Annotated in this window: 23 protein-coding genes; 7 read left to right on the top strand and 16 right to left on the bottom strand. The window is 57.5% G+C overall.

The window, feature by feature from the left end:
• Positions 1 to 26: 26 nt before the first annotated feature.
• Positions 27 to 1,136 carry a suppressor of fused domain protein gene (locus FVB43_RS23865; RefSeq protein WP_133841143.1) on the top strand — a complete coding sequence of 370 codons (1,110 nt, stop codon included), beginning with the start codon at positions 27 to 29 and terminating at the stop codon, positions 1,134 to 1,136.
• A gap of 132 nt (positions 1,137 to 1,268) precedes the next feature.
• Positions 1,269 to 1,820, top strand: coding sequence for an isopentenyl-diphosphate Delta-isomerase (gene idi / locus FVB43_RS23860; protein ID WP_167864896.1), 552 nt, complete (start codon positions 1,269 to 1,271; stop codon positions 1,818 to 1,820).
• On the opposite strand, the gene FVB43_RS23855 is transcribed toward idi, so the two are convergent.
• The 13 genes from FVB43_RS23855 to FVB43_RS23795 form a co-directional block, all read right to left on the bottom strand.
• Positions 1,805 to 2,365: an RES family NAD+ phosphorylase gene (locus FVB43_RS23855; protein WP_166653673.1), complete on the bottom strand. Its 561-nt coding sequence runs from the start codon at positions 2,363 to 2,365 to the stop codon at positions 1,805 to 1,807. The two genes, idi and FVB43_RS23855, sit on opposite strands and share 16 nt — an antisense overlap.
• Positions 2,366 to 2,456: 91 nt before the next feature.
• Positions 2,457 to 3,188, bottom strand: coding sequence for a DUF2384 domain-containing protein (locus tag FVB43_RS24700; RefSeq protein WP_242462178.1), 732 nt, complete (start codon positions 3,186 to 3,188; stop codon positions 2,457 to 2,459).
• Between the two features lie 131 nt (positions 3,189 to 3,319).
• Entirely contained in the window at positions 3,320 to 4,798 is a 1,479-nt protein-coding gene (locus FVB43_RS23845; RefSeq protein ID WP_133841140.1) for an MFS transporter, read from the bottom strand.
• 132 nt (positions 4,799 to 4,930) lie between these two features.
• Positions 4,931 to 5,035, bottom strand: a complete 105-nt coding sequence (locus tag FVB43_RS23840) for a protein YohO (protein ID WP_133841139.1) — start codon at positions 5,033 to 5,035, stop codon at positions 4,931 to 4,933.
• A 74-nt stretch (positions 5,036 to 5,109) separates the two neighbouring features.
• Positions 5,110 to 5,643: a DUF3833 domain-containing protein gene (locus FVB43_RS23835; RefSeq protein WP_167864895.1), complete on the bottom strand. Its 534-nt coding sequence runs from the start codon at positions 5,641 to 5,643 to the stop codon at positions 5,110 to 5,112.
• 2 nt (positions 5,644 to 5,645) lie between these two features.
• A complete protein-coding gene (locus tag FVB43_RS23830; protein ID WP_133841137.1) occupies positions 5,646 to 6,155 on the bottom strand; it encodes a hypothetical protein in 510 nt (169 codons plus the stop codon).
• Positions 6,152 to 6,634: a DUF2878 domain-containing protein gene (locus FVB43_RS23825; RefSeq protein ID WP_167864894.1), complete on the bottom strand. Its 483-nt coding sequence runs from the start codon at positions 6,632 to 6,634 to the stop codon at positions 6,152 to 6,154. Before FVB43_RS23825 ends, FVB43_RS23830 begins: the two co-directional genes overlap by 4 nt.
• Entirely contained in the window at positions 6,631 to 7,860 is a 1,230-nt protein-coding gene (locus tag FVB43_RS23820; RefSeq protein WP_167864893.1) for an SAM-dependent methyltransferase, read from the bottom strand. The genes FVB43_RS23825 and FVB43_RS23820 overlap by 4 nt, the downstream gene beginning before the upstream one ends.
• Positions 7,861 to 7,863: 3 nt before the next feature.
• Complete coding sequence (locus tag FVB43_RS23815; RefSeq protein WP_167864892.1) at positions 7,864 to 8,580, bottom strand: DUF1365 domain-containing protein; 717 nt, start codon at positions 8,578 to 8,580, stop codon at positions 7,864 to 7,866.
• Complete coding sequence (locus FVB43_RS23810) at positions 8,577 to 9,842, bottom strand: NAD(P)/FAD-dependent oxidoreductase (RefSeq protein ID WP_167864891.1); 1,266 nt, start codon at positions 9,840 to 9,842, stop codon at positions 8,577 to 8,579. The genes FVB43_RS23815 and FVB43_RS23810 overlap by 4 nt, the downstream gene beginning before the upstream one ends.
• 3 nt (positions 9,843 to 9,845) lie before the next feature.
• The gene (locus FVB43_RS23805; RefSeq protein WP_133841132.1) at positions 9,846 to 10,562 is read right to left on the bottom strand and encodes an SDR family NAD(P)-dependent oxidoreductase; all 717 of its coding nucleotides are present in this window, start codon (positions 10,560 to 10,562) and stop codon (positions 9,846 to 9,848) included.
• On the bottom strand, positions 10,559 to 10,990 hold the full coding sequence (locus FVB43_RS23800; RefSeq protein WP_133841131.1) for a nuclear transport factor 2 family protein: 432 nt from the start codon (positions 10,988 to 10,990) through the stop codon (positions 10,559 to 10,561). Before FVB43_RS23800 ends, FVB43_RS23805 begins: the two co-directional genes overlap by 4 nt.
• 10 nt (positions 10,991 to 11,000) lie before the next feature.
• Positions 11,001 to 11,732, bottom strand: coding sequence for a MerR family transcriptional regulator (locus FVB43_RS23795; RefSeq protein WP_159338090.1), 732 nt, complete (start codon positions 11,730 to 11,732; stop codon positions 11,001 to 11,003).
• A 151-nt stretch (positions 11,733 to 11,883) separates the two neighbouring features.
• Here FVB43_RS23795 and FVB43_RS23790 point away from each other — a divergent pair, with 151 nt between their 5' ends.
• Both FVB43_RS23790 and FVB43_RS23785 read left to right on the top strand, forming a co-directional pair.
• Positions 11,884 to 12,447 carry a helix-turn-helix domain-containing protein gene (locus tag FVB43_RS23790; RefSeq protein ID WP_133841129.1) on the top strand — a complete coding sequence of 188 codons (564 nt, stop codon included), beginning with the start codon at positions 11,884 to 11,886 and terminating at the stop codon, positions 12,445 to 12,447.
• Positions 12,444 to 12,974 (top strand): GNAT family N-acetyltransferase, encoded by a 531-nt coding sequence (locus FVB43_RS23785; RefSeq protein WP_133841128.1) that lies wholly within the window; start codon positions 12,444 to 12,446, stop codon positions 12,972 to 12,974. Before FVB43_RS23790 ends, FVB43_RS23785 begins: the two co-directional genes overlap by 4 nt.
• 45 nt (positions 12,975 to 13,019) lie before the next feature.
• Here FVB43_RS23785 and FVB43_RS23780 read toward each other — a convergent pair whose 3' ends face one another.
• Positions 13,020 to 14,105 (bottom strand): iron-containing alcohol dehydrogenase family protein, encoded by a 1,086-nt coding sequence (locus tag FVB43_RS23780; protein ID WP_159338091.1) that lies wholly within the window; start codon positions 14,103 to 14,105, stop codon positions 13,020 to 13,022.
• Positions 14,106 to 14,237: 132 nt separating this feature from the next.
• Between FVB43_RS23780 and FVB43_RS23775 the strand changes: the two genes are divergently transcribed.
• The 3 genes from FVB43_RS23775 (at position 14,238) to ybiB (ending at position 18,361) form a co-directional block, all read left to right on the top strand.
• Positions 14,238 to 15,131, top strand: coding sequence for a LysR family transcriptional regulator (locus tag FVB43_RS23775; protein WP_192933208.1), 894 nt, complete (start codon positions 14,238 to 14,240; stop codon positions 15,129 to 15,131).
• Positions 15,132 to 15,199: 68 nt separating this feature from the next.
• A complete protein-coding gene (gene dinG, locus FVB43_RS23770) occupies positions 15,200 to 17,362 on the top strand; it encodes an ATP-dependent DNA helicase DinG (protein ID WP_133841125.1) in 2,163 nt (720 codons plus the stop codon).
• Positions 17,363 to 17,389: 27 nt separating this feature from the next.
• Positions 17,390 to 18,361, top strand: a complete 972-nt coding sequence (gene ybiB / locus FVB43_RS23765) for a DNA-binding protein YbiB (protein WP_167864931.1) — start codon at positions 17,390 to 17,392, stop codon at positions 18,359 to 18,361.
• A gap of 239 nt (positions 18,362 to 18,600) precedes the next feature.
• Here ybiB and FVB43_RS23760 read toward each other — a convergent pair whose 3' ends face one another.
• Positions 18,601 to 19,755 carry a M20 aminoacylase family protein gene (locus FVB43_RS23760; RefSeq protein ID WP_167864890.1) on the bottom strand — a complete coding sequence of 385 codons (1,155 nt, stop codon included), beginning with the start codon at positions 19,753 to 19,755 and terminating at the stop codon, positions 18,601 to 18,603.
• 123 nt (positions 19,756 to 19,878) lie between these two features.
• Entirely contained in the window at positions 19,879 to 21,564 is a 1,686-nt protein-coding gene (gene hutU, locus FVB43_RS23755; protein ID WP_133841123.1) for a urocanate hydratase, read from the bottom strand.
• Positions 21,565 to 21,569: the final 5 nt, after the last annotated feature.

Below are 21,569 nucleotides of genomic sequence, written 5' to 3'. Positions count from 1 at the left end.
AACCCGCCACACACCGTCGAGGCGTTATGACACAGCCCTATCAGATTGCTGAAGTCACCAATCAGCAACAGACGCTCATCGCAATTGTCGAACAGGATGAGCGCACCGCGTATTTTTATATCTGGCCGACAGACGCATTTCGTCAACAGTTTGCCGTGCGCGGCTGCTGGTTGCGTAACCTGTTGCCTGCCCCCTTGCAGGATGATGTTGCCGCGATGGAGCAGGGCACACCGCCGCTGCTCAGTGCCGAGTATTGCCGTACGCTGGCCGCCGAGCCGATGCTTGACCCGGCCGGGCTACAGATCATTTGGGAGCCGTCAGATGACGGTGCTGCTCTGTGGTACCAGGGGCAGCTTCTGGCCGTGATCCCGGGCTGGAGCCTGTACCAGGATCAGCAGGTGAGCTTTTCGGCGGGCTGCATTAAAGCGAACCGTCTGACCGCGCCGCTGGGTTCTGCGTCGACCAACAAAAACTACGCCGCCGCACAACAGCACCGGCAGTTTTTTCGCGAGTGGCAGGATGGCCAGCAGTGGGAGCCCTTCCAGCAGGAGATGCTGCAATGTTATGAAGCGCAGTACGGTGAATCACTGAAATATTACTCTATTGATCAGGGCAACTGGCCGCCGATGGCGATCTCCCAGCATTACCATGAGGGCTGCTGGTACTTTCTGACGCTTGGCATGTGCATCCGCCCGATGCCGTGGGTGGATTTCCTGTTTGATGACCTCGCCCCGGAATATCGTCGGACGGAGCTGGCGCTGGCCATCGATGCCGAGGTGATGACGGAAGAAAATGCCGTGCAAATGGCCAGTGCGTTAGCCGGATTTGCGCATATGCCATGGTCTCGCCTCAGCTGGCTGGGGGAAGGGCATACGCTCGAATCCTCAGTGGCCCCGATGGGGTTTGAAGGGTTTATTCTCTCATCTGCCCTGGGGCGTGAAAGCGGCCAGTTCCCGCTACCAAAACGTGACGGCGAAAAGGTCAATCTGCTCTGGGCGGCCCCGATCACGCAGCTTGAGCGCGAATTCGCGCAGGCCGAAGAGAACGGTGGCCTGGATCTGGTGGCGCGTCTGTTGCAGTACGGCGGCGGGCATATTTTTCGCGCCCGTCAGCAGGTGGTGAATGTAGAAGAGTAATTTCTCGCGATCCCGGCCTGCCAACGCCGGGAAACTTTCGGTTTACGCCCGCCTCGCATAAAGCACGATTTTATGCAGACCATGAGATGCCTCTTATGCCAGAATAGTCAGTATCATTTCTGAGGAGTCGGCATGTCTGCAATTGAAGTTATTCTGGTCGACAGCCAGGATCGTCCTACCGGTAAGATGGAAAAAATGGAAGTTCATGAAAAAGGTCTGCTGCATCGTGCGGTCACCGTTTACGTGTTCAACACCGACCATCAGCTGCTGTTACAGCGTCGTGCCAGTGGTAAATACCACTGTGGCGGGCTGTGGAGCAACACCACCTGTGGGCACCCTTATCCGCAGGAGTCGACTCAGGATGCCGCTGAACGCCGCTTGCGCGAGGAGATGGGGCTGCGCCTGACGCTGCAACCGGTGTTTGAACTCAGTTATTATCTGCCGCTCAGTAATGGCCTGACCGAACATGAATATGGCCACGTCTATTTTGCCATCAGCGATGTGCAGCCTGATATTAATCCGGAAGAGGCCGACGACTGGCATTATTGTTCCCTGGCCGATATCCAGCGAGAAATGCACGCTCACCCGGAACGCTTCACTCCGTGGTTTTTGCTGACGTTTTCCCGCATCCCTTCTGAATTTGCGCGTTTTACCGCGCAGCAGTCAGATCACTCTTCCAGATAGATCCCCATTCGGTCAGCCAGCGCCAGTAACTCGCCAACCACCGGCGGGGTAGTGAGAAGCTGAGTTCCCTGGTGGTGCATCTGTAATTCTCCGTTAATACGGTCGCCAAAAAACAACCATGCCTGGCCTTCGTGTTGACGTGAAGGCCAGGTCAGACCCTGAATGTGCGGATATTGATGATGGACTGCTTCAGCCCACTGGCGTGTAATGTTGTATTCACTGGCATCGGAGTGAATGAGCTTTTTGTTGGCGCGCATTTTTACCAATGAAGCCAGGTCGAGGCTGGCTAACTGCATGGGGACTGTGGTGACCAGTTGGCTATGACGAAATGCAGCCAACGCTTTAACCTGATAGACGATAGCCGACTGCGAAATATCGATATCATGAAATATCACTTCGCACAGCGCCACCCTGGTGACGTCTCCGGCATAGAGTGTCGGAATGAGTCTGCCCTGCTGGTCGAAAATCGGGCTGAAGCGCGCGTTACCCTGCAATGTATTGTTAAAACTGTCGCCAGCAAACTGCTGACGATGAACGCGAAACAATAAATGACCTGCAGGTAGTAACACAGGGTTAATCGCAACCGAACCTACAGGACATAAAAACGGCGAAAGTCCTTTTCCGTTACTGCTCTCCTTAGCCATGCTGTGCTCCGGATTTTGCCTGAAGCGCAGCATCGGTGACTGCCTGAGGATCGCTGGTGAGCAGGTCTTTTGGCCTGCGTCCCCCCAGCCAACTGTTTCCAGTAGCAAACCAGGCGGCCAGCGACCAGGGCGTGCGTGTGCCATCGAAGATGTCCAGCACCTGTTTGATCACGGGCAGAGGTTGCCAGGCTTCATCAAACGCGTAATCCGGGTAGCGGTCCTGGCCTTCAACGTTGATGGCAAAGGTTTTACCCCGACGTTTCCAGGCATTGGGCCCGGCACTGCGGTTAGCATTGGTAAAATGGGCTTTGTCAGACAGTTCGCCGGATCTGATCCATCGGTCTTCGCTCAGTACGAATTCACGGATATCGTGCTGACGCTGTTGATTACGTGCATGGTACTGCTCATAGCCATCAAAAATACTTTCTGATTTATTTCCCCCGGCGTGAGCGGTTTTTTTTTTGCGCGCAGGTTTAAGCAGTGTCTGGGCAATTTCAAAAAAAGCCAGCGCCAGGGAGGGATCAAGAAGGGGATTACTGACCATCTTCTCCAGTTTTTTGCGCAATGCGACACCATTGCCTGCAGGCGAAGGGGCGGCATCTTTTAGCTGATTAACATTGATGACCAGATATTCAGCACTCTCTTCAGCAGCCATATTGCGTAGCTGCTGACCATTAAACAGGCTGATGGTTTCTGATATGGCTGGTGTAGATTTTGCTGACATAGAACACCCCCGACTGGATATATTGCATATTTTGAATATATCGAATATTTGTCGGTATGTCTAAAATTTCATCGAAATTTGCGTGCAATGCGGGAGCGTGTGACGAATCATTTCGCCACACGCTTTCTCCTCTACTGATGACTGAAAGCAAAATCCTCGGAATCCACATCATAACCTGAGGGTTCCCAGCGGATAGCCAGCAGGGCGATCAGGCCGATAATCGGTGCCATCCCAATCACCCAGAACACATTAGTGCCCAGCAGGGCGGCCAGCACCGGGAACAGGAACAGCGAAGCCGTCGAACTGGCGCGCACCATTGTCTGATTGAAGCCCACGCCCACGCCGCGCAGCGACGTCGGGTAGCTGAGTGAGGCGTAAGTCATGGTATGTGCGCCCGGTCCGAAGCCCTGGCCCAGCAGGAACAGGGCCAGCATGCCAATCGAGATCGCCGCCTGTTGCCCGTCTTCCGGGCGTCCAACCAGTGCCAGACCGACCAGCGCCGCAATCTGGAACGTATAACCGAGTGTCATCATTTTCCAGGCACCAAAACGTGGCACCAGCCGTACGGCCAGCGTACCCCCGACAAAGGCAAACAACAGATTCAGCGCCAGCGACAGCAGAATGGTGTTCAGCATCGATTGTGCCAGGAAGCTGGAGATAATCACCGGCAGGCCAAACGCCACCGCGTTATAGGCGAAGGGGGAGACAATCGAGGTAACGGTCGCCAGCACGGTACGCTTCAGGTAAACCCCTTTGAACAGCGAGCCGTAGTTGCTCCAGCTGGCACGGCGTACCGCTTTGACTGGCGCGAGATCCGCATCTGCGGCGACATGTGCATTAATGCCCCAGGAGCTGCGCAGGATGGCCGCTGCCCCTTTCAGGTCACCCTGATTGGCGGCCCAGACCGGAGACTCGCTCATATAGCGACTGCGAATGGCGATAATAATCAGTGCCGGAACGGCCCCGAAGCCAAGAATAATGCGCCACATCAGGTCGCTGTGGCTTTCCGGCAGCACTGACCAGAAGAACAACACCAGCAGATAAGAGATAGAGATCGCGGCGTACCAGGTGGGGCACCACATGGCAATACTGGCGGCTTTATTGCCGCGCCCCCGCAGTTTGGAAAACTCGGCAAGAAAAGCCATCGCTACCGGTAAATCAATACCGATGCCCATGCCCATCACGAAACGCGCACCGGCCAGAACGTACTCATTGGGGGCAAAGGCACAGGCGAGGGCTGCAAAAACAAAGAAGAACATATCCGCCATAAAGACGCGGTAGCGGCCAATTTTATCGGTAAGGTAGCCACCAATCAGCGCGCCGACGATGGCACCCAGCGTAATCGATGAGGCGATCATACCTGCCCCAGCCGGGGAGAGGCCAAATTCGCGGGTGACATCTTTCATGCCAAAGGCCAGTGCACCCAAATCATAGGCGTCAAGAAAGACACCGCCGAGGGCGATACCGATAACAATACGTGCATTGTTGCCAGAGTGACTGCTGGTGTTGACCAGCTGAGAGACATCCGATGCCTGACGGAGGGTGACGACTTCGCCTGTCGGCGTGTTCCCTGCCAGCGCGACGTGCGCCGAAGAAGTGATTTCAGTCATGATGTTGAGTTTTATTGTGATGAGTAAACTCAGAGCATAACTGTCTGACCTGTCGTGTTAAATTCCGTCTGGTTATAAGTTACAACCAACGGTGCGAGCGGGGCGGCAACAGGCTGCCGCCGGGCCGCACGATCAGGAACGCACGATGAAGGTATATCCGGCCAGCATCACGCCGCCAATCCCGCCGAGCGCCATCAGCAGGAAGATAAATATCACACCAATCTTTTGTAAGTTCATCACTTCATCCATTTTCTTAACCAGGGGCGAAGTATAGCGCTTTCGCCCGTGGGAATTAAGCCAAAGCCGGCGTTTTATTGTGCCGAATCGGGCTGTTTTGAGAAGAACAGCGTGACGCGTGCCACTTCAATACCAAATTTTTTCATCGAGGTGACGTTCATCAGATGCTGCGCATCCTGCTGATAAATCCAGTCGTCAAAGTTCAGTTTATAACTGCTGTCGTCGGTTTTGACCGTCATGGTGTAACGCCAGTTAAACGCGTTACCGCTGGCATGGCCGGTTGCCGTGCCGATAATATCCCCGGCCGTTCCGGTGTAGCTGCCGTCGGCCAGGCGGCGGATATGCCAGACCCGCGTCTGCTTCTCGCCGTCGTCATAAACGAACTGCTCGTTTAACGTCAGGGTTTCGCCCACCACCTGGCCGCGGATAACCACTTCAAAACGGCGGATCTGCTTCCCTCTGTAATCCTGCACCATGCCCCAGGCGCGGGACTCACCGTTGAACCAGCTGAAAATATCAATCTTCGGTTGCGCCTGCTGATAGTCTTCCAGCGTGGCACCACAGCCTGCCAGCAGCAGGCTGAACGTCAGTAACAGGGATTTCCACATGATTAACCTCCGGTCAGTTCCCGACGGATATCGGGGTAAGTCGACGATGGCGATAGCCAGATATTGAGGAAAGCGTCGCGAAAGGCAGCGTCAAAGCGCGGGCCGATCGGGCTAATAGCCGCCTGCGTTCCGGCGGCCTGCCAGTAAAACTGTCCGCCGCGGGCATCCGCCTGAAATGCCAGGCGGGTGCCATCGCTGACGTCCGGCCAGACGGTGGCCAGCTGTTGTAGCCACTGCTGACGCTGATCGCTGCTGCCGGTATTCTGTGCCTGCCACTGTTCCAGCGTGGCATCCAGCAGTTCCTGGCGGCTGATGTCGCGGCGGTAGGTGATCACCAGTGCCAGCGGCCACTGCTCGGGTTGCCAGCGTCCGCCGGGCGTCAGGAGCTGGGAATCGTACAGTGTAAATGGCCCCCAGGTCAGCGTCGCTTTGCCCACGTTCTTCCAGCGTAGCCAGTCAGCGGCCTGGCTCAGCGATGAAAACAACAACAGCAATAACAGCCATTTTTTCATGAATTTCTCCGCAGGAGTCTGCTGGCTAACGGTAGCCAGATCGCCCAGCCAATCGCCAGCGCACCCAGCGCCATGGCGGGTGACTGATGCCATTGCAGGCCACCGAGCCGCTCACCAATGAAATAGGAAAAGGGTCCGCCGAATGCGCCAGCCACGATCAGCCAGCGCCAGTCAGGTGCAAAGCGATGGAGGATCAGCCCCCACCAGCAGGCGAACGTCAGCCACAGTGCAAGCATCCAGACGGGAAACGCGTGGCTGCCGCTAAAACTGAACAGATCGACGCCCAGCCACAGACTGTCGAGCGCGATACCTGCCAGCGCGACCAGCAGCAGGCGCAGCTTCATCACGCGCGGGCTCAGCAGCCAGGCCAGCAGCGCCCCGGCGCACAGCAGCAGCCCGATGCGCTCGCGCAGCGCCACGGCCAGCCCCCAGTAGAGATCAAAACCGAGGGTGAGCAACCAGAAGCGCAGGCGGCTCATGCGCGTTGCAGTGTGAGCTGGACGGTGCCAATGGTCTGCGCGCGGAAACCCGCCTCGCAATAGCAGAGATAAAACAGCCACATACGGCGGAAGCGCTCATCAAAGCGTCCTTTTGACAGCTGTGGCCAGGCGTTGTCAAACCGCCGCCGCCACAGTTGCAAGGTCTGCGCGTAGTCCGGGCCGATTTCCAGCTGGTCAATTTCGCTGAAATCGCTGATTTCTTGCAGCGTGTTCTGCAACAGGCTGACGGAGGGTAAAAAGCCGCCGGGGAAGATATAACGCTGGATAAAATCGACGCCGCGCGCATAGCTGTCAAAACGTTCTTCACTGATGGTGATCGCCTGCAATGCCAGACGGCCGCCCGGCTTCAGCAACTGCTGGCAGCGCTGAATAAACAGCGGAATATAGGCTTTACCCACCGCTTCTATCATCTCTATCGAGACAATTTTGTCGTACTGGCCGCTAAGATCACGGTAATCTTCACACAGCACGGTTACCTGGTCGCTCAGCCCGGCGGCGGCGATGCGCTGACAGCAATAGACATACTGTTCGCGCGAGATGGTGGTGGTGGTCACCCGGCAGCCGTACTCGCGAGCGGCAAATTCAGCCATGGCGCCCCAGCCGCTGCCAATCTCCAGCAGATGATCATTCGGCGTCAGCCCCAGCTTCACGCACAGGCGTTTCATTTTGGCCTGCTGCGCCTGCTCCAGCGTCATCTCCGGCTGCTGGAACCAGGCGCTGGAATAGAGCATCGCCTCATCAAGAAACGTGGTGTAGAAGTCGTTGCCGAGGTCGTAATGGGCGGCGATATTGCGCTTTGCCTGGCGCACATTGTTGCGGCGCAACGCATGACGCAGCTGATTAAACGGTGCGGTCAGCCAGCTGAGGCGGGCCTCCAGTTTATCAGCGACACGGGTATTTTGTGCCAGCGTCAGGATCACGGCGGTTAAGTCCGGGGTTTCCCATTCGCCATCCATATAGGTTTCTGCAGCGGCAATGCTGCCGCCCAGCAGGATACGGCGATACGCTCGTGAGTGATGCACCATCACTTCGGCCTGAAGCGCAGCCTGCGCATCGCCGAAGAAGCAGGTGCCGAGATGCGGGTCATGCAGGGTTAATCCCGCCCCTTTGATGCCCTGCAACAGGGATAAAATCACCCGGCGTGATGCGGAGAAGCGTTTACCCGTTTTTGCACGGCGTGCCAGGCTGAAATCAGTGCCAGTCATGGGTTATTTCTCCGACTTGCTGTGGTCATACACCGGCGCACCTTTGCGCCAAAGTTTCCACGCCTGCCAGTAAATCGCCAGCGCGGTACGAACGGTCATCATTGGAAAACGCCAGAGAAAATGGCGCAGCGTCTGCCGGGTCAGCGGCTGACGTCGTAAATGCAGGGTGGCGTCAAACTCGCGCCCCTCACGGTGATTCTCAATATGCACCAGCAGTGATTTACCCGGCGGGGACAGCCGCCAGTGGTAAACCATCTCCATGGGATTAAACGGAGAAACATGAAACGCTTTCTGCGTGGTTTCGCTGCCGTCAGGTTTCACCGCATACGTATGACGCTCATTCCACGGCGTATTACGCACTTCGGCCAGCATCCAGCGCAGGCTGTCGGCGGCATCGTACAGGTAGTAAAGGTTGACAGGATTGAATGAGCAGCCAAAGTAACGCAGCTGCGTCAGCAGCATCACACGTCCGGTAAGATGTTCCCCAGTCAGGGCGGCAATGCGCGCCTGAGCACGCTCTTTGATGCCGCTGCCGCCACCAAGATAATCGTCCTCACTGAAGCTGGCAGCGCGCAGATTGTGGTGGCCGATGCCGACGCTTTTCAGTAACGGCAGTTCATCAAGATCAATCAGCGGCATAAAAATGCGGTAGCTGAACTGATGATCCACCGGGGTGAAGCGACGATGGCGCACATGGCCGCTGTACAGCACGCTGTTCACAGTAAACCTGCCTGGTCCATGGCCGTCGTCACATCTAACGCGCTGCGAATGCCATCTTCATGAAAACCGTTGTAGCTCCAGGCACCGCAGAACCAGGTGCGGTTGTTCCCGTTCAGCAGCAGCCGCTGCTCTTGTGTGCACAGAGCATGTGGTCCGAACTGCGGATGATGGTATTCAAAGCGGCGTAACACGCGGGCCGGATCGATCGGTTGTGTCGGGTTGAGGCTGACGCAGAACGTATGCGGTGACTGAATGCCCTGCAGGATATTCATATTGTATGTCACGCTGGCACCCTGCTGTTCGCTGTCGTTTGCTTCATCATCCAGACGGTAGTTCCAGCTCGCCCAGGCTGCGCGGTTCTGTGGTAGCAAACGGGTATCGGTATGCAGCACCACTTCATTGGCGCGATAGGGCACCCCGGCCAACATCTCACTTTCCTGCGGCGACGCATCGCCCAGCAGCTGCAATGCCTGATCGCTGTGACAGGCGAAAATCACCTGGTCATAGCGCTCAACGCCTCGCGGGCTTTCCAGCGTGACGCCATCGGGGTCACGCGTTATCCGGGTGACCGGGGTATCGAGATACACCTGCATCTGCTGCCCGATAAGCTGCATCATGCGGCGGATATATTCCCGTGAACCGCCGGGCACCACGTACCATTGTGGTCGCTGGGTTAAATCCAGCAGGCCGTGATGATGGAAGAAGTTCAGAAACTGGGTCAGCGGCATACGGCGCATCTCACTCAGTGAGACTGACCAGATGGCGGCACCCATCGGCAAAATATAGTGCCGGGCAAAAAATTCACTAAAGCCCTGCGCGGTCAGAAACTCATCCAGTGAACCCTGGTCCTGCTGCTGCGCCAGCCACTGCTTTCCACAGCGATTAAACCGCACGATCTCTGCGAGGAAGCGATAAAACGAGGGCTTTAACAGGTTGCTACGCTGGGCGAAAAGGCTGCTGAGCGTGTGGCCGTTATACTCCAGCCCGGTGCGGGAATTGCGCACCGAAAAACTCATTTCCGTGGGCCTGCCTTCCAGCCCCAGTTCGGCCAGGAATCCCTGAAAACGCGGATAAGTGCGATCGTTAAAAACAATGAATCCGGTATCAATCGCCCAGTGCTGACCGTCCAGCTCAACGTCCACCGTGGCGGTATGGCCACCGAGTGTACTGCCGGTTTCATAAAGATGAACCTCGGTGCGTGGGGCTAATTTCCACGCACAGCTCAGGCCAGCAATTCCACTGCCAATAATCGCAATGCGCACGCATTACCTCGCTATTTTTTGCGTTAACAGACGCTGAAGGGCCTGGGGCAACCGTGAGGTCACCCGCAGAATAAAAGCAAACAGCGCCGGGAAAGCGATTTCGGCCTTTCCTTTTGCCAGCCCGCGCCGGATAAAGCGCGAAGCCTGAACCACGTCGACAATCATCGGCATGGCAAAATCGTTGCGCTGTGTCAGCGGCGTGTCGACAAAGCCGGGCAGCACCAGCGTGATGCCAATCTGCTGACGCTTGACATCCTGCGCCAGGCTGCGGGCGAAATAGGCCAGCGCGGCTTTCGAGGCACCGTACGCTTCGGCGCGCGGCAGGGGAACCATGCTGGCGGTAGAGCCGACCAGCGCCACGCGGCTGCCAGGCTGCATCTGTGGGAGCAGGCTGTCCAGGCAGTTCACCGGACCACTGAAGTTCGTCAGCATCACGCGGTGGACTTTTTCGGCATCGACAATGCCATGGTCAAGATATTCACAGGTGCCTGCACAGAGGATCGCCAGATCTGCCCGCTTGCCGTCCAGAGCGGCGCGCGTTTCAGCCAGGTCAGTGATATCAAACAGGCAGATGTCAATCAGCGGGAACTGCTGGCGCAGTGCGTCCAGTCGCTCCGGATTACGCCCGCAGGCGGTGACATGCCAGCCTTCCGTTGCATAATCCTGCGCTAATTGCAGGCCGATGCCGGAGCTGGCGCCAGTGATCAGGACACGTTTCATGGTTGCAACCTCTTTTTGACCAGGCCGATGATCGTGCCCAGCAACGGTAGCTTTTCGTAGAGCATGGCGCCCATATCGTAGTAATCGCGCTGAAAGACCACTTTATTGTCGCGAAATTGCAGGTAGCTGCTGCCCTCCAGCGTCTGGTCAGCTCCCCGTTGCAGGGCAGGGTGGGCATACTCCATGCGCCACAGCAGCAGCGCGTCGGTATCAAACTCGCGCACCTGCGTCACCACAAAGCGGCAGTAACGCATGTTTTTCAGCAGGCTGGCAAAGTACTGCTCCACCACCGCAATGCCCTGGTGTTCACCTACCGGATCGCTCAGGCAGATCTCCGGATGGTAAATCTGCGCCAGCATTGTCAGCCTGTCGCTGTCCAGCGTCTGGTAAAATGTCACTAACTGCTGTAGTGCGGCCTGCTGAGTCATACCTGATTCCTTAGTGACCGTATGCGGTAATCGAGAACCCCTGCGCCTGCCAGTGGCTCATCTGTTCCTGCTGGCGTTTGGTTAACGCTTTTCCGGTATAAACAAAAATATGCTGACCGGGGAAAAGCTCGGGGCGGGGAGACTCCAGCGGCTCGGCCAGGATGTCAATGCGCCAGCCCTGCTGCGAGAGTCGCCAGGCTTCCAGCCACAGGCGGGGTCGGTCCGTCAGGCCCCAGCCAATCAGCAGTGCATCTTTGCCTGCTTTCTTGCGTGAACCCGTTAAACAGAAGCTTATGTAATCAATTAAAGCACCATCTAATAAACTACACATGGCCCGGGCGGTATTTTGATCTAAACCAAGGCGCTGGCGGATGGGGATGAAAACATGGTCGATAAGCATTTCTGCCGGGTTTTCTTTACCCATTGAGGCGATTTTTACGCGTAGCTTTGACGGACGCACGAGGCGAATAACCGCCAGCATCTCTTCCTGAAGGGCAAGCCACCCATCATCAATATTAACGTTTTCGCCTTCGAGCAGCGCTTTGACCTTACCGACCGGCACGCCGCTCTCAATCCAGCGTTTAATCTCTTCAATGCGCGCAATATCGTCTTCATCAAACAGACGATGACCCCCTTCGGTGCGCTGTGGTTTCAGCAGACCATAACGACGTTGCCAGGCGCGCAGCGTGACCGGATTAATGCCGCAGCGTTCTGCGACGTCACCGATGCTGTACAGTGCCATGTATTACCTCTTGACTTGCTGTCAGACTTTTTATCAGCCTAACCAATATTATCAGGTTGTACAAAGTATTATTTGTTGTACAAGTTGAAATGATGAAAATAAACGGCTATATCTCATATTAGAGATTAATTCCCAAATATGAGAAACCAAGATGGAACAAACCCCAACGGAACAGCGGCTGGCACAACGTCTGGCCGACCTGCGTGTGGAAAAGGGCTGGTCGCTGGAGACACTTGCCGAGCTTACCGGGATTAGCCGCGCTTCGCTATCCCGTATCGAGCGGGCTGAGACCAGCCCGACAGCCTCTTTGCTTAACCGACTGTGTAATGCCTACGGATTAACGATGTCACGTTTGTTAAGCGAAGTGGAACAGGAAGCTGTACAACTTTTACGGCCTGAGCAGCAAAGCGTCTGGCACGATGTAGAAAATGGCTACCAGCGCCGATCGCTCTCCCCGCCTGCGCAGGCGTTTCATGCGGAGCTTGTGGAAGCCCGGCTGGCGGGAGGGGCACGTATTGACTACGACATTCCGCCGATTGCCGGGCTTGAGCAACATATCTGGATCCTGGATGGCGTACTGGAATTTCAAATGGATGAGCGTTTCTGGCGGCTGGAGCAGGGGGACTGCCTGCGTTTTCATCTGTTTGGCCGCACCCGCTTTCATGCACCTGAAGCGGGCGGTGCACGCTATGCACTGGTGGTGGCCCGTCCATGAACAATATTGATTATCAATGGCTGGATGCCGGTCAGGCGCAGCAGGCGCTGCCTGCATTGTGTGAGGTGCTGGATGGCTGCGTGGCGCAGGGTGCCAGTATTGGCTTTATCGATCGTGATGCGCAGAGGCTGCACCATTTCTGGCAGGATGCCGTTCTCAGCCTGGCCTGCGGGGATAAACAGCTGCTGGTGGCGAAGCGCGACGGGCGAATTGTCGGGACGGTAATGCTGGTGCTGGCTATGCCCGCGAACGGCGTGCATCGTGCCGAAGTGATCAAACTGTTGGTGCATCCGGATGCACGCCGCTGCGGGATTGCCCGTGAACTGATGCAGCAGGCAGAAGCCCGGGGACGTGAACTCGGGCGCAGTCTGCTGGTGCTGGACACGCGCAGCGGGGATGCGGCTGAACCGCTTTACCTCTCGCTGGGCTGGAAGGTGGCCGGGCAGATCCCGGGCTATGCCCGATCGACCGCTGGCGTGATAGATGCCACCACGATCATGTATAAGGCGATCGATCCGATTGGGTAAGCGGTCGGGCGCGCTCCCCCGGATCACTTTCCGGGGGAGACGGGGCTAAACGCGGGCGGCCAGCGCGTCCACGCGCGCCATCGCCTGATACAGCGCACTTTCTGTCACCGTCTCGCGCATATTTTCCATATCCGGTGCATGCACCGATTCACGCACAATCACCGCCAGTTCGTCCGCATTCAGTTCGGCAATCTCTGCCAGACTAAGCGGTACACCACAGTCTCGCGCCAGGCGCATTTCTGCCAGCAGCTCTGCATCATCGCGCTGCTCCAGCGCCAGCAGGCAGAGATTGCCGTAGCCGACCAGCAGGCCGTGGCCGAATTCGCGGGTTTTGTCGACGAAAGTGAACCCTTCGTAAATGGCATGGGAAGCCGCCGCATGGGCGCCGTTGCTCATCAGTGAAGTCAGCCCGGCAAAGGTGAAGATGGCATCCAGCGCCTGATCGAGAGCGTGATCAGGCTGCCGCTGGCGCACGGCTTCACAGGCTGCCGGGCCGTGTTTTGCTATCACGTCATAGCAGAGACGGCTGTGTGCCAGCGAGGAGAGCGCATTCGCATCCACGGCCGGGTGGCGTTCGCTCACCGCACGAAACTCATACCATTTTGCCAGCGTATCGCCCAGCCCTGCGGCCAGCCAGCGCAGCGGTGCCTCGGTCAGCAGTTGGCTGTCGATGATCACCGCCGCCGGAGCCTGCGGCAGCGGGAAGATATCAAAAAAGTTGCCGTTATCGTCATAGCGAATGGTTAACGGCGTCACCGCCGAACAGGTCGCGGCGATGGTGGGCAGGGTGATCACCGGGATATTCTGCTCGGCACCGACCGCCTTGCAGGTATCCAGCGATTTACCTCCCCCCGCTGCAATAATCACGTCGGCCTGATATTCCTGCGCCAGCGCGCCCAGGCGGGCAATCTGGCGTAATGAGGTTTCGCCGCCAAACCATTCGCTGCCCACCAGCAGACAACCTGCTGCCGTCAGCTGTTGCGCCACCCGGTCTTTGACCGCCGCCAGCGCCTGGTGGCCGCCAATCAGCAGCACACGCTGGCCCAGTTCACGGCTGAGGGTGCCGATCTGGTTGATGACTCCCGCGCCACGCAGTACGCGCGCCGGGAAAATCAGATGTTGGTGTGACATGGTTATCCTTCAGAAAAAAAGGGGGAAAGTTATGGCTATCATCTGACGGAACCCTCCGCAGGAAAATCACTCGTATCCACTATTCACTTCATGATTTACTTAACTATCGATCGTTTAATCAGTGGAACGAAAGTGAGCCTCAACCGTTTACCCAATCTGAAACTATTGAGTGTGTTTGTCTGTGTGGCGCGCTGCCAGGGCTACTCCCGCGCCCAGCAGGAGCTGAATATGACCACGCCTGCGATCAGCGCCTATATGAGTGAGCTGGAGCAACAGCTGGGTTTCGTGCTGTGCCGACGCGGGCGGGCAGGATTTTCACTGACAGAAAAAGGCGAACAGTATCTGCAATACAGCCTGCAATTGCTGGATACCTTGCAGGACTTTGACCGCCAGGTGGACGGGCTGAAGAATGAGCAGGGTGGCGTGTTTTCACTTGGCGTCGTGGACTCCATCGCCACGGATGACCGACTGCATCTGGCCGATACCCTGCGTCAGTTCAGTGACCGCTTTCCGGCGATCTACCTCAGCCTGGCGGTACGTGACCCGAATGAGTTGCAGCAGCAGGTGCTGGATAACCGCCTTGACCTGGCCATCGGGCATTTCCCGGTGAACGTGAATAATCTGGTGACAGTGCCGCTGCACCATGAACAGCACTGGCTTTACTGTAGCGACAGCCATTCGCTGTTTGCCCGCCACACCCTGGATGACCTGCAAAATGTGGGCTTCGTGACTCGCAGCTACTGGAATCAGAGCGAGCTGGCGCGGCGCGGCTTTAAAGACAGTAGCGCCTCTGTGGAAAGCATCGAAGCGCAGCTGATTCTTATCCTTTCTGGTAAGTATATTGGTTACCTGCCGGAGCACTGCGCGCGGTCATGGGTGGCTGAGGGCCGGTTGCGGCGTCTGTCACCGGAACAGTTCAACTATCGTGCAGCATTTTCCCTGATTTTTCGTCGTGGCCGCAGCCGGGAAGTTCCGATCCGTGCCCTGCGTGACCTGCTGAAACTGCAAGCCGCCGCAGGAGATTAACGTTTGCAGGCTGACGCCGCCGCAATACTGTGTAAAAATACAGCCTTGTTTAGCTGGAAGTGATTGTCATGGCGTTAACTGTCGCGTTAAAAACGCAAATTGCCGGGTGGTATAAAGCCCTGCAACAGCAAGTTCCCGATTTTATTCCGCGTGCGCCGCAGCGGCAGATGATTGCCGAGGTCGCGAAAACGCTGGCGGGGGACGACGGTCGTCATCTGGCAATTGAAGCGCCGACCGGGGTGGGGAAAACCCTCTCCTACCTGATCCCCGGTATTGCTGTCAGCCGCGCTGAGGAAAAACCGCTGGTGGTCAGCACCGCTAACGTGGCCTTACAGGATCAGATTTTCAGTAAGGATCTGCCCCTGCTGAAGAAAATTATTCCCGATCTGAAGTTCACTGCGGCGTTTGGTCGTGGTCGTTACGTGTGTCCGCGCAATCTGTCGGCGCTGGCAACAGATGAAGAAAATCAGGGCGATCTGCTGCTGTTCCTCGATGACGATATGACCGCCAGCAAAGATGAGCGGGTCATCTGCACTGAACTGGAAAAATCCCTCAAGCGCTATCAGTGGGATGGACTGCGCGATCACTGTGCGGAAAATATTGAAGACTCCCTCTGGCAACGCCTGAGCACCGATAAAGCCAACTGCCTCGGCAGTAACTGCAACTGGTTCCGTGAATGCCCGTTTTATGTGGCGCGGCGTGAAATCGAAGATGCGGACGTGGTGGTGGCGAATCACGCCCTGGTGATGGCCGCACTGGAAACAGAATCCGTGCTGCCACCGCCGAAAAACCTGCTTCTGGTGCTGGATGAAGGCCACCATTTACCGGATGTGGCACGCGATGCGCTGGAGATGAGCGGCGAAATCACCCCAGGCTGGACCGTGTTACAACTGGATCTGTTCTGCCGCCTGGTGGAGCAGTGCCTGGCGCAGTTTCGTCCGAAACGCCCGCCGTCCCTTAGCCACCCGGACAAGCTCAAAGCCCACTGCGAAGAGGTGCGTGAGCAGTTACAGATGCTGTCGCAAATCTTAGGCCTGTATCTGCCGCCGGAAGGGCAGGAGGGCGAATATCGCTTTGAGATGGGGCTGCTGCCCGAAGAGATCCTGACAATCTGCGCCCGCCTTTTCAAACTCAGCGATGCGCTGCGTGGGTTGGCGGAAGGGATGATGAATGACCTCAGCGAGAAAACCGGCCAGTTTGACGTAGTGCGCCTGCACCGTACGCTGATCCAGATGAACCGTGCGCTGGGCTGGTTTGAAGCCAGCAGCAAGCTGTGGCGACTGGCGGCAATGGAGCAGGCATCCGGCGCCCCGGTGTCGAAATGGGTCACACGGGAAATCCGCGACGGTAGCGCGCATCTGATGTTTCACTGCGCCGGGATACGCGTCAGTGAACAGCTGGAAAAGTTGCTGTGGCGCAAGATCCCGCATGTGGTGGTGACCTCGGCGACGCTGCGCTCGTTAAACAGTTTCCAGCGTCTGCAGGAGATGTCCGGCTTGAGTGAGAAAGTCGGAGACCGCTTTGTCGCCCTCGATTCGCCGTTTAATCATGTGGCTCAGGGGCAGCTGATTATCCCGCAGATGAAGTACGAGCCGATGCTGGCGAACGAAGTGATGCATCTGGCGGAAATGGCGCACTTCTTTCGTCATCAAATTAAGCTGGCGGCCCATAAAGGTATCCTGGTGCTGTTCGCCAGTGGTCGCGCCATGCATCAATTCCTCGCTTACCTGCCCGAGTTGCGCCTGATGATGCTGGTGCAGGGCGATAAGCCACGCCCGGCGCTGGTGGCGCTGCACCGTAAACGCGTAGAGCAGGGGGAAACCAGCGTTCTGGTGGGATTACAGTCCTTTGCGGAGGGGCTGGATCTGAAAGGTGACCTGCTTTCTCAGGTCCATATTCATAAAATCGCTTTCCCCCCGATAGACAGTCCGGTTATTTTGACAGAGGGAGAGTGGCTAAAAAGCCTCAAGCGCTATCCGTTTGAAGTGCAAAGCCTGCCCAGCGCCTCGTTTAACCTCATCCAGCAGGTCGGGAGGTTGATCCGCAGCCATGATTGCTTTGGCGAGATTGTGATTTACGATCGGCGCTTGATCAGCAAAAGCTATGGTGCACGCCTGCTGGGGGCGCTGCCGGTGTTCCCCATCGCGCAGCCTCCGATGCCGGAAGGTGAACTGCCAAAAGCCGTAACCCCGGCCGCGAAGAAGAAACCCGCGCCGCGCCGTCGTCGTTAACCCTTTTTACTGAGCAAAAACATGAGCATGGACTATAAAAAAATCATCAAAGAGGTCGGACGCGGTAAGAATCATGCCCGCGATATTGATGCGGATACCGCGTGCGAGCTTTATCGCCGGATACTGAACGGCGAGGTACCGGATCTTGAACTGGGTGCTCTGCTGATTGCCCTGCGTATTAAAGGCGAAGGCGAAGGGGAGATGCTGGGCTTCTACCAGGCGATGCAGCAGCAGATGCCGCGCCTGATACCGCCTGCACAGCGACCGATGCCCATCGTGATCCCGAGTTACAACGGGGCACGCCGTCAGGGAAACCTGACGCCGCTGCTGGCGCTGCTGCTGTCGCGTCTGGGCTTCCCGGTGCTGGTTCACGGCGTTAGCGACGATCCGACCCGCATCACCAGCGAGGCGGTCTTTGCAGCGCTGGATATACCCGCTGTTTCCACCCTGGAAGAAGCACAGGCGAAGCTGGATGCCGGTGAGCTGGTGTTTATCACTATTGGCACGCTTTGCCAGCCCATGGAGCAGCAGCTGGCGTTGCGCTGGCGTATGGGGGTGCGTAACAGTGCGCATACGCTGGCCAAGCTGGCAACGCCGTTTGCCGCCGATGCGGCGCTGCGGTTGGCCAGCGTTTCGCATCCGGAGTATATCCCGCGCGTGGCAACATTTTTCAGCGCCGTTGGCGGGCGGGGTTTGTTGCTGAACGGTACGGAAGGGGAAGTGTACGCCAGCCCGCAGCGGTGCCCGTCGATAACGCTGATTGCTGGAGAAGACACGCGTGCGCTGTTGTCCCGGCAGGAAGAAGTTGTGCTGAGCGCTGACCATCTGCCTTCAGCTAAAGATGCGGCCACCACGGCCGCATGGATCCGTCGTTGCCTGGATCGCCAAGTGCCGGTGCCCCAGTCGCTGCGTTTGCAGATTGCCTGTTGTTACCTCGCTACCGGGCGGGCGATTGATCTGGATGGCGCGTTAGCGCAGATCGATTCGGCGGGCTATTAACACCCGCGCCGCATTCGGGTCGGGCATGCCCGACCCCTACCAATCCCTCATCATCGTTAACCGCTGTAGGGGCGAGGCATGCCTCGCCCGGTGTTGAATGCCGGATTTAACGAGGCAATAACGGCCCGACCCCGACGAGATCCCCCTTATCTGGAACGGATGGACCGGATCCGAAAGCCCTTTTATCTGGAATCGCTGTAGGGGCGAGGCATGCCTCGCCCGGTGTTGAATACGCGGTTCTAACGGGGCAATAACTGCCCGACCAGGGCGGTCCACAGCGCAATACCTGGGCCGATCAGCGTATCGTTAAAATCATAGCGAGCATTATGCAGCGGTGCAGAAGGGGTTTCACCGTCGGCCCCCAGCCAGAAATAGGCACCGGGACAGGCTTCCAGCATGCAGGCAAAATCTTCCGATGCCATCGATGGGTTAACATTCCAGTGCACCTGCTCTGCGGGAAGTAACGTCAGCGCACAGTCACGCACCTTCGCGGCTTCCTGTGGATTATTCGCCGTGACCGGATAATCCGTCTGATAAACAATGCTGCCTTCGATGCCCAGCGGGCGAGTGAAGGTGGTGACAAACTCATCAATCATCTGGCGTACCCGTACACGGACATCCGCCTGCAGGCAGCGCAGCGTGCCGCGCAGCACCACCGTCTCCGGGATGACGTTGATCGCTTCGCCACCGTTAATCTGCGTAATGCTGACGACCGCCGAGGCCAGCGGCGACAGGCGACGTGCAGGGATGGTTTGCAGCGCCAGAATCAGTTGGGCAGCAGCGACAATCGGGTCTGCGCCGTTTTCCGGCATGGCGGCATGACAGCTGCGTCCGTTCAGCGTGATTTCGAACGAATCCAGCGAGGCCATCATCGCTCCTTCATTGACCGCCACATGGCCCGCAGGCAGGCCCGGCCAGTTGTGCATACCGTAAATGGCATCCATCGGGAACAGGGTAAACAAGCCGTCTTCAACCATGCGGCGTGCACCGCCGAGGTTTTCTTCCGCAGGCTGAAAGACAAAGTGAACGGTGCCGCTAAAACATCGGGTGGTGCTGAGGTGTCTGGCCGTTGCCAGCAGTATTGCCGTGTGGCCATCGTGGCCACAGGCATGCATCACGCCCGGCTGCGTGGAGCGGTGCGGCGGGTTTCCCAGTTCGGTCATCGGCAGTGCGTCCATATCAGCGCGCAGACCAATGGTCGGGCCGGGGCCGTTTTCCAACGTCCCGACGACGCCCGTCCCCGCCAGGCCACGATGCACCTGAAGCCCCATCGCTGTAAGCTGTTCCGCCACCGCTTGCGACGTATGATGCTCCTGATAGCCAAGCTCCGGGCGGGCATGAAATGCCCTGCGCCAGCCAGTGGCTTCATCAATCAGCGAAACGGGAATGACCATAGATTACTTCTCCTGTCAGGGGCTTTGCTATCCAGTAGCGGGCACAAAATAAGTTAGCATAAAACGGATAAGGAAAGGGGCAGGTGCAGAGAAAAACGGGCCTGAGAGCAGGCCCGTGTGGGGTTATTTGATCATGGGAAGATTTAGCTCGTGCTTGCGGGCACAGGCTTTGGCTGTTTCGTAACCCGCATCCGCATGGCGCATCACGCCGGTAGCCGGGTCGTTCCACAGTACGCGCCCGAGGCGCACATCAGCTTCCGGGGTGCCGTCTGCAACAATCACCACGCCAGCATGCTGTGAGAAGCCCATCCCGACGCCACCGCCATGATGCAGACTGACCCAGGTGGCCCCGCCAGCGGTGTTCAGCAGGGCGTTCAGCAGCGGCCAGTCCGACACGGCATCCGATCCATCCATCATCGCTTCGGTTTCACGGTTAGGGGAAGCCACCGAACCGCAGTCAAGGTGGTCACGACCGATAACCACCGGTGCTTTTAGCTCACCGTTGCGCACCATTTCGTTGAAGGCCAGCCCGGCAAGATGACGCTCACCCAACCCCAGCCAGCAGATGCGGGCAGGCAGACCCTGGAAAGCGATGCGCTCCTGCGCCATATCCAGCCAGCGATGCAGGTTGCTGTGATCCGGGAACAGCTCTTTCAGTTTGGCATCGGTCTTGTAGATATCTTCCGGGTCACCGGACAGGGCGACCCAGCGGAAGGGACCTTTGCCTTCACAGAACAGGGGGCGAATATAAGCAGGAACAAAGCCTGGGAAATCAAAGGCATTTTTCACCCCTTCGTCCAGGGCAACCTGTCGAATATTATTGCCGTAATCCACCGTCGGAATGCCCATATGGCAGAAGTCGAGCATCGCCTGAACATGGACTGCCATTGAGGCACGGGCGGCTTTTTCTACGGCTTTTGCATCGGTCTTGCGGGTGGATTCCCAACGCGCCAGATCCCAGCCCGCAGGCAGGTAGCCGTTGATCGGGTCGTGGGCAGAGGTTTGATCGGTGACGATATCCGGCTTCATGCCGCCGGCTTTCGCACGTTTCACCAGCTCTGGCAGGATTTCGGCCGCGTTACCCAGCAGGCCGACAGAAATCGCGCGTTTCTCTTTGTTTGCCCGGTCGATAATTTCCAGGGCTTCATTGATGCTAAAGGCTTTGTAATCCAGATAACGGGTGCGCAGACGGAAATCAATACGGGACTCCTGGCACTCTATCGCCAGCACGGAGGCACCGGCCAGCACGCCCGCCAGAGGCTGTGCGCCGCCCATCCCGCCTAGCCCGGCGGTCAGGATCCATTTACCGGCAAGATCGCCCTGATAATGCTGGCGCCCGGCCTCCACGAAGGTTTCAAACGTCCCCTGCACAATGCCCTGCGCACCGATGTAGATCCAGGAGCCGGCAGTCATCTGGCCGTACATCATCAGCCCGGCTTTATCCAGCTCATGGAAGTGGTCCCAGGTGGCCCAGTGCGGCACAAGGTTAGAGTTGGCAATCAGCACGCGTGGCGCATCGGCATGGGTGCGGAATACGCCCACCGGTTTGCCGGACTGCACCAGCAGCGTCTCTTCCGGTTTCAGCGCTTTCAGCGATCGCAGGATCTGCTCAAAGCACTCCCAGTTCCGTGCTGCTTTGCCAATGCCGCCATAAACCACCAGGTCTTCCGGGCGCTCAGCAACATCCGGGTCAAGGTTGTTCTGGATCATGCGATAAGCAGCTTCAATCAGCCAGTTAGCACAGTGCAGTTCACTGCCGTGCGGGGCGCGTATGGTACGGGCGACGGCATTTTTTACAGATTCAGTCATGGTGT

The sequence above is a fragment of the Erwinia rhapontici genome, assembly GCF_012271765.1.
Lineage (GTDB): Bacteria > Pseudomonadota > Gammaproteobacteria > Enterobacterales > Enterobacteriaceae > Erwinia > Erwinia rhapontici.
Note: the sequence above shows the minus strand (reverse complement) of the source record. Positions and strands in the feature narration are given on the sequence as shown.

Bases quoted from the DNA above. Each gene is read 5' to 3' on its own strand.
- FVB43_RS23805 (WP_133841132.1), bottom strand. From the start codon at position 10,562: ATGAAACGTGTCCTGATCACTGGCGCCAGCTCCGGCATCGGCCTGCAA.
- FVB43_RS23800 (WP_133841131.1), bottom strand. From the start codon at position 10,990: ATGACTCAGCAGGCCGCACTACAGCAGTTAGTGACATTTTACCAGACG.
- FVB43_RS23835 (WP_167864895.1), bottom strand. From the start codon at position 5,643: ATGTGGAAATCCCTGTTACTGACGTTCAGCCTGCTGCTGGCAGGCTGT.
- FVB43_RS24700 (WP_242462178.1), bottom strand. From the start codon at position 3,188: ATGTCAGCAAAATCTACACCAGCCATATCAGAAACCATCAGCCTGTTT.
- ybiB (WP_167864931.1), top strand. From the start codon at position 17,390: ATGGACTATAAAAAAATCATCAAAGAGGTCGGACGCGGTAAGAATCAT.
- dinG (WP_133841125.1), top strand. From the start codon at position 15,200: ATGGCGTTAACTGTCGCGTTAAAAACGCAAATTGCCGGGTGGTATAAA.
- FVB43_RS23795 (WP_159338090.1), bottom strand. From the start codon at position 11,732: ATGGCACTGTACAGCATCGGTGACGTCGCAGAACGCTGCGGCATTAAT.
- FVB43_RS23785 (WP_133841128.1), top strand. From the start codon at position 12,444: ATGAACAATATTGATTATCAATGGCTGGATGCCGGTCAGGCGCAGCAG.
- FVB43_RS23760 (WP_167864890.1), bottom strand. From the start codon at position 19,755: ATGGTCATTCCCGTTTCGCTGATTGATGAAGCCACTGGCTGGCGCAGG.
- FVB43_RS23845 (WP_133841140.1), bottom strand. From the start codon at position 4,798: ATGACTGAAATCACTTCTTCGGCGCACGTCGCGCTGGCAGGGAACACG.
- FVB43_RS23825 (WP_167864894.1), bottom strand. From the start codon at position 6,634: ATGAGCCGCCTGCGCTTCTGGTTGCTCACCCTCGGTTTTGATCTCTAC.
- FVB43_RS23790 (WP_133841129.1), top strand. From the start codon at position 11,884: ATGGAACAAACCCCAACGGAACAGCGGCTGGCACAACGTCTGGCCGAC.
- FVB43_RS23865 (WP_133841143.1), top strand. From the start codon at position 27: ATGACACAGCCCTATCAGATTGCTGAAGTCACCAATCAGCAACAGACG.
- hutU (WP_133841123.1), bottom strand. From the start codon at position 21,564: ATGACTGAATCTGTAAAAAATGCCGTCGCCCGTACCATACGCGCCCCG.
- FVB43_RS23830 (WP_133841137.1), bottom strand. From the start codon at position 6,155: ATGAAAAAATGGCTGTTATTGCTGTTGTTGTTTTCATCGCTGAGCCAG.
- FVB43_RS23820 (WP_167864893.1), bottom strand. From the start codon at position 7,860: ATGACTGGCACTGATTTCAGCCTGGCACGCCGTGCAAAAACGGGTAAA.
- FVB43_RS23780 (WP_159338091.1), bottom strand. From the start codon at position 14,105: ATGTCACACCAACATCTGATTTTCCCGGCGCGCGTACTGCGTGGCGCG.
- FVB43_RS23840 (WP_133841139.1), bottom strand. From the start codon at position 5,035: ATGAACTTACAAAAGATTGGTGTGATATTTATCTTCCTGCTGATGGCG.
- idi (WP_167864896.1), top strand. From the start codon at position 1,269: ATGTCTGCAATTGAAGTTATTCTGGTCGACAGCCAGGATCGTCCTACC.